This is a genomic window from Salmonella sp. A1325 (assembly GCF_056991255.1).
Map to the genome: position 1 here is coordinate 339,980 of NZ_JAMLWO010000002.1, position 14,114 is coordinate 354,093.

At 53.2% G+C, this 14,114-nt stretch carries 10 protein-coding genes and 1 pseudogene; 2 read left to right on the forward strand and 9 right to left on the reverse strand.

The features are described 5' to 3' along the window. Positions 1–57 precede the first annotated feature (57 nt). On the forward strand, positions 58–1,038 hold the full coding sequence (gene ygfZ / locus NAZ64_RS05545) for a tRNA-modifying protein YgfZ (protein WP_000874170.1): 981 nt from the start codon (positions 58–60) through the stop codon (positions 1,036–1,038). Positions 1,039–1,153: 115 nt separating this feature from the next. Here ygfZ and trhA read toward each other — a convergent pair whose 3' ends face one another. Beyond that, the gene (gene trhA, locus NAZ64_RS05550; RefSeq protein WP_039589320.1) at positions 1,154–1,813 is read right to left on the reverse strand and encodes a PAQR family membrane homeostasis protein TrhA; all 660 of its coding nucleotides are present in this window, start codon (positions 1,811–1,813) and stop codon (positions 1,154–1,156) included. 163 nt (positions 1,814–1,976) lie between these two features. Further along, positions 1,977–2,288, reverse strand: coding sequence for a N(4)-acetylcytidine aminohydrolase (gene yqfB / locus NAZ64_RS05555; protein ID WP_001182976.1), 312 nt, complete (start codon positions 2,286–2,288; stop codon positions 1,977–1,979). Between the two features lie 157 nt (positions 2,289–2,445). Here yqfB and bglA point away from each other — a divergent pair. Continuing rightward, positions 2,446–3,878 (forward strand): annotated as a pseudogene (gene bglA / locus NAZ64_RS05560) (6-phospho-beta-glucosidase BglA). 47 nt (positions 3,879–3,925) lie between these two features. Here the strand turns inward: bglA and NAZ64_RS05565 are convergent. The 7 genes from NAZ64_RS05565 to pepP form a co-directional block, all read right to left on the reverse strand. Further along, on the reverse strand, positions 3,926–4,819 hold the full coding sequence (locus NAZ64_RS05565) for a transporter (protein ID WP_220569641.1): 894 nt from the start codon (positions 4,817–4,819) through the stop codon (positions 3,926–3,928). A 455-nt stretch (positions 4,820–5,274) separates the two neighbouring features. After that, positions 5,275–8,148 carry an aminomethyl-transferring glycine dehydrogenase gene (gene gcvP / locus NAZ64_RS05570; protein WP_220569640.1) on the reverse strand — a complete coding sequence of 958 codons (2,874 nt, stop codon included), beginning with the start codon at positions 8,146–8,148 and terminating at the stop codon, positions 5,275–5,277. Between the two features lie 162 nt (positions 8,149–8,310). Then, positions 8,311–8,700 (reverse strand): glycine cleavage system protein GcvH, encoded by a 390-nt coding sequence (gene gcvH / locus NAZ64_RS05575; protein WP_001295377.1) that lies wholly within the window; start codon positions 8,698–8,700, stop codon positions 8,311–8,313. A gap of 25 nt (positions 8,701–8,725) precedes the next feature. Continuing rightward, entirely contained in the window at positions 8,726–9,820 is a 1,095-nt protein-coding gene (gene gcvT, locus NAZ64_RS05580) for a glycine cleavage system aminomethyltransferase GcvT (protein WP_000068738.1), read from the reverse strand. A 454-nt stretch (positions 9,821–10,274) separates the two neighbouring features. Beyond that, positions 10,275–11,477: an FAD-dependent 2-octaprenylphenol hydroxylase gene (ubiI, locus tag NAZ64_RS05585; RefSeq protein WP_001192143.1), complete on the reverse strand. Its 1,203-nt coding sequence runs from the start codon at positions 11,475–11,477 to the stop codon at positions 10,275–10,277. Between the two features lie 124 nt (positions 11,478–11,601). Further along, positions 11,602–12,780, reverse strand: coding sequence for a 2-octaprenyl-6-methoxyphenyl hydroxylase (gene ubiH / locus NAZ64_RS05590; RefSeq protein WP_220569639.1), 1,179 nt, complete (start codon positions 12,778–12,780; stop codon positions 11,602–11,604). Beyond that, positions 12,777–14,093: a Xaa-Pro aminopeptidase gene (gene pepP / locus NAZ64_RS05595; protein WP_023212709.1), complete on the reverse strand. Its 1,317-nt coding sequence runs from the start codon at positions 14,091–14,093 to the stop codon at positions 12,777–12,779. The genes ubiH and pepP overlap by 4 nt, the downstream gene beginning before the upstream one ends. Positions 14,094–14,114 lie beyond the last annotated feature (21 nt).

Here is a 14,114-nt window from a genome sequence, read left to right on the forward strand (position 1 = left end):
GACCGATGGCTCTTTTACCATTAACCATTATTGTTGCAGCTAACCAGGACATTATTTATGGCTTTTATCTCCTTTCCACCACGTCATCCTTCATCGTCAGCCCGCCTGCCGCTGACGCTGATCGCGCTTGACGACTGGGCGCTGTCGTCCATTACCGGCGTAGACAGTGAAAAGTATATTCAGGGGCAGGTCACCGCTGACGTAAGCCAGATGACTGAACAGCAACACCTTCTCGCCGCCCACTGCGATGCTAAAGGTAAGATGTGGAGCACTCTGCGCCTGTTCCGTGAGCGCGACGGTTTCGCCTGGATTGAACGCCGTAGCGTGCGTGAAGCGCAATTAACGGAGCTGAAAAAGTACGCCGTATTTTCCAAAGTGGTCATCGCACCGGATGACGAACGCGTATTGCTTGGCGTGGCAGGTTTTCAGGCCCGCGCGGCGCTGGCTAATGTCTTTAGCGAACTGCCCAATAGCGAAAATCAGGTGGTCAGAGACGGCGCCTCCACGCTGCTATGGTTTGAACATCCTGCGGAACGATTCCTGCTTGTCACCGATGTCGCGACGGCCAACATGTTAACGGAGAAGTTGCATGGCGAAGCCGAACTGAATAACAGTCAACAGTGGCTGGCATTGGATATTGAAGCAGGCATTCCGGTGATTGACGCGGCGAACAGCGGTCAGTTTATCCCCCAGGCGACTAACCTACAGGCGCTGGGCGGCATCAGCTTCAAGAAAGGCTGCTACACCGGACAGGAGATGGTCGCACGGGCAAAATTCCGCGGCGCCAATAAACGCGCGCTTTGGTTGCTGGCGGGCAAAGCCAGCCGGGTACCGGAAGCAGGAGAAGATCTGGAGCTACAGATGGGCGAGAACTGGCGTCGTACCGGCGCTATTCTGGCGGCGACGCAGTTGGACGATGGTCAGTTACTGGTTCAGGCCGTCATGAATAACGATTTAGAAGCCGAAAGCGTCTTCCGCGTTCGCGACGATGCCAACACCCTGCATATCGTCCCGCTGCCCTACTCGCTGGAAGAGTGATATCACGTTAAAAGCCGGATAGCCTGATAGCGCAACGCCATCAGGCTCGCACGCGCTGTTCTCGTAGACCGGATAAGGTGCGACAGCGCCGCCATCCGGCACGGGCATCCGGGAATTACGCCTGTCCCACATACAAATAGATGGCCAGGAAATGGCACACGCTGCCGCCCAGCACAAAGCCATGCCAGATGGCGTGGTTATAAGGTATGCGTTTGCAAACATAGAAAATTACGCCCAGCGAGTAAACGACGCCACCTACCGCCAGAAGCGTCACGCCGCCTATCGCCAGCTTAATCGCTAACTGATAAACCACTATCAGCGACAGCCAGCCCATTGCCAGATACGTAACCAGCGAAAGCACTTTAAATCGGTACGCAATCGTCAACTTGAAGAGGATACCGAATAGCGCCAGGCTCCAGATCACAATCATTAGTCCGCGCGCCAGCGGCGAATCCAGACCTACCAGCAGAAATGGCGTATAGGTTCCGGCAATGAGCAGATAGATAGCGCAGTGATCAAATTTCTTTAACCAGATTTTTGCCCGCTGATGAGGAATGGCATGATAAAGCGTTGAGGCAAGAAAAAGCAGGATCATGCTCCCGCCATATAAACTGTAGCTGGCGATAGCCGTCATACCAGCATTCGCCTCTACCGCCTGAACCAACAACAGCACCAGGCCGACAATACCAAATACCAATCCAATGCCGTGGCTAATACTGTTGGCGATTTCCTCAGCCAGCGAATATCCCTGCGTCATTAATGGTTTTTGCACCATAACTTACTCCGGAGAAACGTTCATAACGATGAACTGCGCCTCTAGCGTAACTGAGAATGGTTCCAGTGAACACATGTTAGCTAAAATAAATTCGCAAAATTAAATTTTGCATATTATTCAATAAGTTAATTACAAAAACTCAACTAACACGCGTTCATATTTATCAAAGACATTTAAAATCAATCACATAAAATTGCGTCTGGTTGGGATAGATTTCAGCAATGACTCGTTTCAGCTCATCAAGTGACATATTTTCCTGTTGCGCATGTTTTTCGTTCAGCGTATCCAGCGTCACAGTTGACGTTCCTGTCACTTCGATTGTGCAAAAATAGCCATCATCTTCGAACCGCCCCACGCGTAGCACATCGCCTGCTTTAAAGTGGGACTCGGAGGCATCACGAATAGTGATGGTTTTACGCCCTGCCAGAATGTCATTCTGGAAACGTTGAAAGAAAGTAATGTCGTTTGGCTGCATGTGGTTATCCCCTGAATATGGCCCCTTGAAGTGGATGTTACGATCTGAATGTGTTCCTGCCCCGACACGCGGGCCCCCTGGAATTTTGCGTACGCTTTACATGTCATTTGGTGCAGAATGAATGATAACAGACTAAATAAATTGAGATTATGCAACAATGAGAAAACTCACCCTGCCAAAAGATTTTTATGGGGCGGCGCGGTTGCCGCACACCAGGTTGAAGGCGGCTGGAATAAAGGCGGTAAAGGCCCCAGCATCTGCGACGTGCTAACCGGCGGCGCACACGGCGTGCCACGCGAAATTACCCAGAATGTCGTTGCTGGCAAATACTATCCGAACCATGAGGCGGTGGATTTTTACGGACATTACAAAGAAGACATCCGTCTTTTCGCCGAAATGGGGTTCAAATGCTTCCGTACTTCTATTGCCTGGACGCGTATCTTCCCGAATGGCGACGAATCCCAGCCAAACGAGGCCGGTCTGAAATTCTACGACGACATGTTTGATGAGTTACTCAAATACAACATCGAACCGGTCATCACCCTTTCCCACTTTGAAATGCCATTACATCTGGTACAGCACTACGGCGGCTGGACCAATCGTAAGGTCGTTGATTTCTTTGTCCGTTTTGCTGAAGTCGTGTTTGAACGCTACAAACATAAGGTCAAATACTGGATGACCTTCAACGAAATTAACAACCAGCGAAACTGGCGCGCGCCGCTGTTTGGCTACTGCTGTTCCGGCGTGGTGTATACCGAGCATGAGAATCCAGAAGAAACCATGTATCAGGTCTTACATCATCAGTTTGTCGCCAGCGCGCTGGCGGTAAAAGCGGCACGTCGCATTAATCCACAGATGAAAGTGGGCTGTATGCTGGCGATGGTCGCGCTGTATCCTTTCTCCTGTAAACCAAAAGATGTGATGTTTGCTCAGGAGTCGATGCGTGAACGCTACGTCTTTACCGATGTGCAGCTGCGTGGCTATTACCCGTCCTATGTGTTGAACGAGTGGGAGCGCCGCGGATTTAACATCAAAATGGAAGATGGCGATCTTGAAGTGCTGCGCGAAGGCACCTGCGATTATCTTGGTTTCAGTTATTACATGACCAACGCGGTCAAAGCCGAAGGCGGTAGCGGCGATGCGATTTCCGGTTTTGAAGGCAGCGTACCGAACCCCTATGTTAAAGCCTCTGACTGGGGCTGGCAGATTGACCCGGTGGGCCTGCGTTATTCATTGTGTGAACTGTACGAACGCTATCAAAAGCCGCTGTTTATTGTCGAAAACGGTTTTGGTGCTTACGACAAAGTAGAAGAAGATGGCAGCATCAACGACGACTATCGCATTGACTACCTGCGCGCCCATATTGAAGAGATGAAAAAAGCGGTGACTTACGATGGTGTCGACCTGATGGGCTACACGCCGTGGGGCTGCATCGACTGCGTCTCGTTCACCACAGGTCAGTACAGCAAGCGCTACGGCTTCATCTACGTGAACAAGCACGATGACGGTACGGGCGATATGTCGCGTTCGCGTAAGAAGAGCTTCAACTGGTACAAAGAGGTGATTGCCAGCAACGGCGAGAAGCTTTAACTCCTGCACGTTACCCGCCAGTCGGCGGGTAACACTTTGAACGAGTCTTACCAGGTCTTACCTATTTTAAATTCCCAGCGTACATCTTCCATTTTGGTTGGCGACTTCGCTTCCTGCATTACCGGGAAGAAGGCTCCGGCACCAAACCATAATTTCAGTGAATCGACGGCAATATTAAATGACGGACCAACAACCCATTCGGTAGTTCCAGAATGGTTATTAATTACGCTGCCATTAGACAGTTTTTTCGTTCCAGAGGCATTATTGCTGTAGGCACTTTCCAGACCAAGATCCAGCGGTAAATCGCTAAACATATACCGCACCTGGGTATTCCACTGGAATTCGTTACCTCGTTTCACGTCCTGGTTACCGCGCTCAAATGGTCCCTGATAGACAAAACCCATATCCCCTTTAATGTTAGGAGTAAATAATTTTGTTAAAGTGAGTGTTACTCTTCCTCCCCAGGCGCTATTCCCAGGCAAATGATTATCTCCATCTTGCCCGGTGGGTAGTAATAATGCCCCACCTACCGTAACCCAAAACGGATCACCTCTTCGCTGGCTCATTAAAGCATAATTGACCCCCACCGATTGGTCGCCCATTCCCTCTATGTGCTCAGGAGACAGATTGTCTCGTTTGTTATTGATATAGGAACCCACAGTTGATAATTCCAGTCTGTCGGTCAAACCGTAACGAATCTTCAATAACCATATCTGGGAGTAAACATCCGGACTTCCGTGCCCCTCGATTTGATGATCTTTATCGCGAAATGAGCTATTCACGGCGGTTAATAACTTTCCTTCCGGCAATACTGAACCACCAGAAATAGCGGTATTAACTGGTGCACCTAATAGATTACTGGGATTATTTTCTCCGTTAGCTGCCATTGCATTCATTAATATAAAATATGTCATTAATGGCAGAAATATAAATCGTTTCATTATTCCCTCCAGGTATAAAAAACAAAGCGCTAAGTTAATAAATATTTACGTTATTTATGCTTGTTTTTAATTTATAATTTAAACTAATAACTTGATGAATTTAATATACGGAAATTTTTTCAACTATATTGAGAGGTAAATAACGATTCCGGAGAGAAACCATTTGTAACCACATGTATATATACCGTGTTATTTTGATTAAATAACAGCAAGGTAAAAATGATGCACAATGAATCATTAGACTCTAAAAAACCGGTAATTTAATTCTGGCTAATACACTGATACAAACGCCAGGTTGCCTGACAGGAGCCAACGATTTACTGTAATATATTGAATTAGTAACACTTTGTAGCCTGAATAAGGCACTCACACTGCATCCGACATAAACAAAACGCACTTTATTAACAAGCTGAAAAGGCGCCGAAGCGCCTTTAGAAAACAGTCGAATCAGTAAATTACTGGTAGTCGCTAATCGGTACGCAGGAGCAGAACAGGTTACGGTCGCCATAAACATCATCCAGACGTTTCACCGTCGGCCAGTATTTGTCTGCCACGCCTGCCGGGAATACGGCAACTTCACGGCTGTACGGATGCGCCCACTCGGCGACCAGTTCGCTCTGAATGTGCGGCGCGTTCACCAGCGGGTTATCTTCCAGCGGCCAGACACCCGCTTTCACCTGGTCAATCTCTGCGCGAATAGCCAGCATCGCATCGATAAAGCGATCCAGCTCAGCCTTACCTTCAGATTCCGTCGGTTCAACCATCAGCGTGCCCGCCACCGGGAACGACATGGTTGGCGCATGGAAACCGTAGTCGATCAGACGCTTGGCAATATCCAGCTCGCTGATGCCGGTTTCTTCTTTCAATGGGCGAATATCAAGAATACATTCGTGCGCCACTCGGCCATCGCGACCGGTATACAGTACCGGGTACGCGTCTTTCAGACGGCTGGCAATGTAGTTAGCGTTAAGAATCGCGACCTGACTTGCCTGCTTCAGGCCTTCTGCGCCCATCATGCGGATGTACATCCAGCTGATTGGCAGGATAGAGGCACTGCCGAACGGCGCCGCAGACACCGCGCCCTGACGGGTTAACATGCCTTCGATTTGCACCACGCTATGACCCGGTACGAACGGTGCCAGATGCGCTTTCACGCCAATCGGTCCCATGCCTGGGCCACCGCCGCCGTGCGGAATGCAGAAAGTTTTATGCAGGTTAAGATGCGAAACGTCCGCGCCAATAAAACCCGGTGAGGTGATGCCGACCTGAGCGTTCATGTTCGCGCCGTCAAGGTAAACCTGGCCGCCGAACTGGTGCACAACTTCACACACTTCACGGATCGTTTCTTCATAGACGCCGTGGGTGGACGGATAGGTCACCATGATGCAAGAAAGGTTCGCAGCATGTTGTTCTGCTTTGGCCCGCAGATCGTCCAGGTCGATGTTGCCGTTCTTATCACAGGCGACCACCACCACCTGCATTCCTGCCATATGTGCAGAAGCAGGGTTAGTGCCGTGAGCAGAAGCCGGGATCAGGCAGATATCGCGATGCCCTTCGTTGCGGCTTTCGTGATAGTGACGAATCGCCAGCAGCCCCGCGTATTCCCCCTGTGCGCCGGAGTTAGGCTGCATACAGACGGCGTCGTACCCGGTGAGTTTCACCAGCCAGTCAGAAAGCTGGCTAATCATCTGATGATATCCTTCGGCCTGTTCCGGCGGGCAGAACGGGTGCAGTTCAGCGAATTCCGGCCAGGTGATAGGGATCATCTCGGCGGCAGCGTTCAGCTTCATGGTGCAGGAACCCAGCGGGATCATCGCCTGATTCAGCGCCAGATCTTTACGCTCCAGCGAGTGCATGTAGCGCATCATCTCGGTTTCGCTGTGGAAACGGTTAAATACCGGATGCGTCAGAATCGCATCGTCGCGCAGCATACTTTGCTGAATGGAACGGCTATCAAGCGCCACGTCTTTATCCAGTGTTTCAATGTTCAGACCGTGACTGTCGCCCAACAAAACATTGAACAACTGCGCCACATTCTCACGGGTGGTGGTTTCATCAAGGGTGATACCTACCGCGTTATGAATATCGCTGCGCAGATTGATCTCCGCCGCTTCCGCACGCGCCAGTACCGCAGCTTTATCAGCCACTTCCACACACAGCGTGTCAAAGTAATGCGCATGACGCAGCTTTAAGCCTTTCTGCTGCAGACCTGCCGCCAGAATATCGGTCAGGCGGTGGATACGATTAGCGATGCGCTTCAGACCGACCGGACCATGATAAACGGCATACAGACTGGCGATGTTAGCCAGCAGTACCTGCGAGGTACAAATGTTGGAGTTCGCTTTCTCACGACGGATATGCTGCTCGCGAGTCTGCATCGCCATGCGCAGTGCGGTATTGCCCGCCGCATCTTTTGAGACGCCAATAATACGGCCTGGCATGGAGCGTTTAAATTCGTCTTTGGCGGCAAAGAACGCCGCGTGCGGGCCACCATACCCCATCGGTACGCCGAAGCGTTGCGCAGAGCCGAAAACAATGTCCGCGCCCTGTTTGCCCGGCGCGGTAAGCAGCACCAGCGCCATAAAGTCGGCGGCGACGCTGACAATCACTTTACGGGCTTTGAGTTCGCTAATCAGCGCGCTGTAATCGTGAATTTCGCCCGTGGAGCCAACCTGCTGCAACAGCACGCCAAACACATCCTGGTGATCCAATGCTTTCGCCGCGTCATCCACAATGACGTCAAAGCCAAAGGTTTCGGCACGCGTACGCACGACGTCCAGAGTTTGCGGATGGACATCAGAGGCGACAAAGAAACGGTTGGCATTTTTCAGTTTGCTGACGCGCTTTGCCATCGCCATCGCTTCAGCGGCGGCGGTCGCTTCATCCAGCAGCGAGGCGGAAGCCATGTCCAGTCCCGTCAGGTCCAGCGTCACCTGTTGGAAGTTGAGCAGCGCTTCCAGACGCCCCTGAGAGACTTCCGGCTGATAAGGAGTGTAGGCGGTATACCAACCCGGATTTTCCAGCATGTTGCGCAGGATAACCGGCGGTAGCTGCACGGCGGTGTAGCCCATGCCAATGTACGACGTGAAGCGCTTGTTACGCCCGGCGATGGCTTTTAATTCCGCCAGTGCGGCATATTCGGTTGCCGCCTCGCCAACCTGCGGCGGAGTCGCGAGCTGAATGTCTTTCGGCACAATCTGACCTGTCAGCGCGTTTAACGACTCGGCGCCAACCGCATTCAGCATCTCTTGTTGCTGCGCGGCGTCCGGTCCGATGTGGCGTTCAATGAAAGCGCCGCGGTTTTCAAGCTGGCTTAACGTCTGTGTCATGGGCGATGGTTCCTGAAACGTGCAGTGAATCGTGATTGTCTCTAACTCAGTTGCCCGGTGGCGCTGACGCTTACCGGGCCTACGCGTGCGAAAACGAATACGCAAAATCATTCGCGTTGCAGTGAGTAGGCCGGATAAGCATTAGCGCCATCCGGCACAACATTATTCGTCTTCTAACAATGCCTCATACGCGGTGGCATCCAGCAGCGATTCAAGTTCGCTTTCATCGCTGGCTTTGATTTTAAAGATCCAGCCACCGGCATACGGTTCGCTGTTCACCAGCTCCGGGGAGTCGCTCAGCGCATCGTTTACCGCCACGATCTCGCCGCTTACCGGCGCATAAATGTCGGACGCCGCTTTTACGGACTCCGCCACGGCGCAGTCGTCGCCCGCGCTTACGGTCGCGCCGACTTCCGGCAGATCAACAAAAACCATATCGCCCAACAGCTCCTGAGCGTGTTCAGTAATGCCAACGGTGTAAGTGCCATCCGCTTCTTTACGCAGCCATTCGTGTTCTTTGCTGTATTTCAGTTCTGCGGGTACGTTGCTCATCAATTAATCTCCAAAAAAGGATGAATCACGCGACGGCTTTGCCGTTACGCACAAAAACAGGTTTAGTCACTTTTACCGGCATTTCACGGTTACGAATTTGTACAATCGCCGTCTCGCCGATGCCCGCCGGAACGCGCGCCAGCGCAATGCTGTAGCCCAACGTTGGGGAAAACGTCCCGCTGGTGATAATGCCTTCTTGCTGATTGCCCTGCGCATCGGTAAAACGCACCGGCAGTTCATTACGCAATACGCCTTTCTCGGTCATCACCAGACCGACCAACTGTTCGTGGCCTTTTTCACGCTGCATCTCCAGCGCCTCACGGCCAATAAAGTCGCGGTCAGCAGGTTCCCAGGCGATAGTCCATCCCATATTAGCCGCCAGCGGAGAGATACCTTCATCCATCTCCTGACCGTACAGGTTCATGCCTGCTTCCAGACGCAGCGTGTCGCGCGCGCCAAGACCGCACGGCTTCACGCCCGCTTCCACCAGCGCACGCCAGAAATCCGCCGCTTTTTCATTCGGCATGGCGATTTCATAGCCCGCTTCGCCGGTATAACCGGTGGTGGCGATAAACAGATCGCCCGCCTGAACGCCGAAGAACGGCTTCATACCTTCTACTGCATGGCGCTGTTGGTCAGTAAACAGAGTCGCCGCTTTTTCCTGCGCATTCGGCCCCTGTACCGCAATCAGCGACAGGTCGTCACGAACGGTGATGTCGATGGCATAAGGTTCAGCGTGTTGGGTAATCCAGGAGAGGTCTTTTTCGCGGGTGGCGGAGTTAACAACGAGACGGAAGAAATCTTCAGTGAAGTAGTAGACGATAAGGTCATCAATCACGCCGCCCGATGCGTTAAGCATACCGGAGTAGAGGGCTTTACCCGTCTTCGTTAGCTTCGCGACGTCGTTGGCCAGCAGATAACGTAGAAACTCTCGTGTACGGCTGCCATGAAGATCGACAATGGTCATATGCGATACATCAAACATCCCGGCATCGGTGCGCACAGCGTGGTGTTCATCAAGCTGAGAGCCGTAATGCAGGGGCATCATCCAGCCATGAAAATCGACCATGCGGGCGCCGCATAGCGTGTGTTGTTCGTACAAAGGCGTCTGTTGGGCCATCTTTTCCTCGTTGAATTAGCGGGGGCTAACAACCATTTTCATGGGAAATCTTCGCCACGAAACCTGGCATCGACGCCCTTTTTCCTGCGCCGACGCAAACGTTCTCTTGCTCCTGAACTTACCACCGAACCAGGCGCTAAACCATAAGGCTGAATTTACCATCACATTAGCTTATGACTAAAAAACGCTAAAATCTCATCAGCACAAAAAACCAATATCACACTAAATAACCGTCATAAAAAGGAAGCTGATACGATTTACCACAACATAAATTAATATTAAATGCGGAAAAAATGTCGAAAATCGCGTTCGCCAAAAATAGTGGCATTAGAAAATATAATGCGAAATAAGCGGTGAAATTAGATTATTTCAAACGAGGAAAGCCCCCCGGCGCGATAGCCGGGAAAGCAAAGTGTGACGGGTTTCAAACTCTTGCTGGCGTGCAGTCAGACGCTTAACGAAGCCATTGCGGAAGGTCGTTTAGCCCCATTGCCTGGCGAAGCAGTTGGGGTTTGACGCCGGGGAGCGTATCCGCCAGTTTCAGCCCGATGTCGCGCAGCAATTTTTTTGCCGGATTTTCGCCGGCAAACAGGTCACGAAAACCTTGCATCCCGGCAAGCATCATCGCCGCGCTATGTTTACGGCTACGCTCATAACGACGAAGATAAAGATGTTGACCAATGTCTTTGCCCTGGCGCTGAAGCCGGCGCAGATCGTCCACCAGTTCGGCCGCGTCCATAAAGCCGAGGTTGACGCCTTGTCCTGCCAGCGGGTGGATGGTGTGCGCGGCATCGCCGACCAATGCCAGACGATGCGCGGCAAACTGGCGAGCATAGCGGCCCGTCAGCGGAAAAATCTGCCGTTCGCTTTCCAGGCGGCATAAGCCCAGCCGATTATCGAAGGCGATAGTCAACGCCTGGTTAAACGCCTCGTCGCCGCTCTGTTGCATACGCTCCGCATCCTGCGGAGAAAGCGACCAGACAATGGAACACAGATGCGGATCGCTTAACGGCAAAAACGCCAGAATACCTTCACCATGAAACACCTGGCGAGCAACCGCGCCGTGCGGCTCTTCGGTGCGGATAGTCGCTACCAGCGCATGGTGACGGTAGTCCCAGAAAGTTAAGGGAATATCCGCTTTGTTACGCAGCCAGGAGTTGGCGCCATCCGCGGCAATCACCAGACGCGCGGTTAACATCGCGCCGTCTTTTAAAGTCAGGAAGGCGTCGTTTTCCCCCCAGGCGACCTGCTGTAGCTCCGCTGGCGCCATTAAGGTGATATCCGCCGCTTGCTGCGCTTTTTGCCACAGTGCATAGTGAATGACGCTGTTTTCAACAATATGCCCCAGATGGCTATATCCCATGCTTGCGTCATCAAACGTAATACGGCCAAAGCTGTCTTTATCCCAGACTTCCATACCGTGGTAGCAACTTGCCCGTCGCGCCACAATGTTTGACCATACGCCAAGACGGGTAAGCAGTTTTTCGCTGGCGGCATTAATCGCCGACACCCGAAGCTGAGGCGGCGCATCGTTCGCCAACGGCTGGGGGACAACGTGATCCAGTACCGCAACGCGCAAACCACTTCCCTGCAAGCCGCAGGCGACAGCCAGTCCCACCATGCCTCCGCCAACTATTGCTACATCAACACTTTGCACTATTTACTCCTGGAAACCGGAACAATCAAACCGTAGGCCGGATAAGGCGAAGCCGCCATCCGGCATTTTTACGAACACGATGCCGGATGGCGGCGTAAATGCCTTATCCGGCCTACAGATCTGCTTAACGCGCAACCCAACCTAAGGTCCGCTGTGCCAGCGCATCGCGCGCAGGTGGTAATAATTCCATCGCCATTAAACCGATATTGCGCCCGATAACCAACGGTGCCCAACGATTTGCAAACAGATGGACCAGACCGTTCGTTACGCCAATCGTCGTATCCCGGTCAACCTGACGACGCTGCTGATAGCGCGATAACACGTGCCAGGCGCCAATATCCTCGCCCGCGTCCTGTGCCGTGACCAGCGTTTCCGCCAGGCTCATGACATCGCGCAGACCGAGATTAAACCCTTGTCCGGCGATAGGATGCAACGTCTGCGCCGCATTGCCGACCACGACAGTCCGGTGAGTAAACACTTTCGCCGCCGTAGTCAGGGCAAGCGGATACGCGCTGCGCTTACCCGCCTGAGTAATTCGCCCCAGCCGCCAGCCGAACGCGGCCTGCAACGCATGACAAAACTGCGCGTCGGACCAGCTCAGCACCTCATCGCGCTGGTCGAGCGGGTGACACCAAACCAGCGAACATCGGCCATGCGACATCGGCAACATCGCCAGCGGGCCATTGGGAGTAAAACGTTCAAAGGCGCGTCCCTGATGCGGGATCGCGGTCGCGACATTCGCTATCACCGCTAACTGTTCGTAAGGCTCCTGATGCCAGTCAACGCCGCAGGCTGACGCCAGCGCGGAGTGGGTACCGTTAGCCGCCACCAGCACGCTGCCAGCTATCACATTGCCGTTTTCCAGAGTGACGTTAACCTGCTGTTGGGTACGCGACACGCTGGCTACGCGCTCCGGGCAGTGCAGCGTAACGCCTGGCGCTTTACGCAAGAGCGCAAACAGACGCAGCCCGATATCATGCAGCTCCGCAACGTGACCCAACGCTGCCAGGCTGTAGTCCTGCGCGTCGAGAGTCACAAATCCGGCATGACCGCGATCGCTGACGTGTACGGTGTTGATTGCCGTTGCGCAATCGGAAATCGCCTGCCAGACGCCAATTCGCGCCAGTTGCTGGCAAGTGCCCGCCGCCAGCGCAATCGCTCTGGCGTCAAAGCCGGGATGACCGTCGGCTTCAGGCGCTTTCGCTTCAATCAGGTGTACCGGCAACATCCCATGACTGAACTGAGAGATAGCCAGCGCCAGCGTCGCGCCAGCCATGCCGCCGCCAACGATAATGACGCTCATTGCTGCCGCGCCGCCGCCATTAATGCTTCAATGTCATCCGCCTTCTTCACAACGCCAGCGGTCAGGTTTTCATTACCGGTTTCGGTAATGACGATGTCATCTTCAATTCGAACGCCAATGCCGCGATACGCTTCCGGCACGTCGGCATCCGGCGCGATATAGAGGCCTGGCTCTACGGTCAGCACCATGCCCGGCTCCAGGATGCGGGAGCGATCCGGCCCATAAACGCCGACATCATGAACATCCAGCCCCAGCCAGTGGCTCAAGCCATGCATAAAGAAAGGACGATGCGCATTTTCGGCAATCAGTTGATCAACCTCTCCTTGCAAAATCCCCAGCTTCACCAGCCCGGTTATCATGATGCGCACGACCTCGCCGGTCACCTCCTGAATAGAGGTGCCAGGACGGAACAGTCGCAGGCTGGTCTCCAGCGATTCCAGAACGATGTCATAAATTTCACGCTGGGCTGGCGTGAATTTCCCGTTCACCGGGAAAGTACGCGTGATGTCGCCCGCGTAACCTTTATATTCACAGCCCGCGTCGATAAGCACTAAATCGCCGTCGCGCATTTCACTTTCGTTTTCAGTGTAATGCAGGATACAGCCATTTTCGCCGCTGCCGACAATGGTGTTATAGGAGGGATAGCGCGCGCCGTGGCGATTAAATTCGTGGTGAATTTCCCCCTCCAGCTGATACTCAAACATCCCCGGACGGCATTTTTCCATCGCGCGAATATGCGCCAGCGCGCTAATTTCCCCGGCGCGGCGCAGGACAGCAATCTCGTCCGGCGATTTGAACAGGCGCATCTCATGGACGATCGGTCGCCAGTCAGTCATGGTGGCCGGCGCGGTCAGATTCTGGCGGGAGCCTTTACGCAGCTTCTCCAGCGCAGCCAGAACAATCTCGTCGGCATACGCATATTCGCCCTGCGCGTGGTACACCACATCCAGACCATTAAGCAACTGAAAGAGTTGCTGGTTGATTTCGCTAAACGCCAGCGCCCGGTCAACGCCCAGTTTTTCCGGCGCGGCATCCTGTCCTAAACGGCGACCAAACCAGATTTCCGCCGTCAGGTCGCGAACGCGGTTGAACAAAACGCTGTGGTTGTGGGTGTCATCACTCTTAATCAGTACCAGCACGGCTTCCGGTTCGTTAAAACCGGTGAAATACCAGAAGTCGCTACTCTGGCGATACGGATATTCACTGTCTGCGCTGCGCGTCGCCTCCGGCGCGGCAAAGATCAGCGCGGCGCTGCCGGGCTGCATTTGCGCCAGTAATGCCTGGCGACGGCGTTGGTATTCCTGCTGAGTCATGACATGGCCTCCATTTCGTTT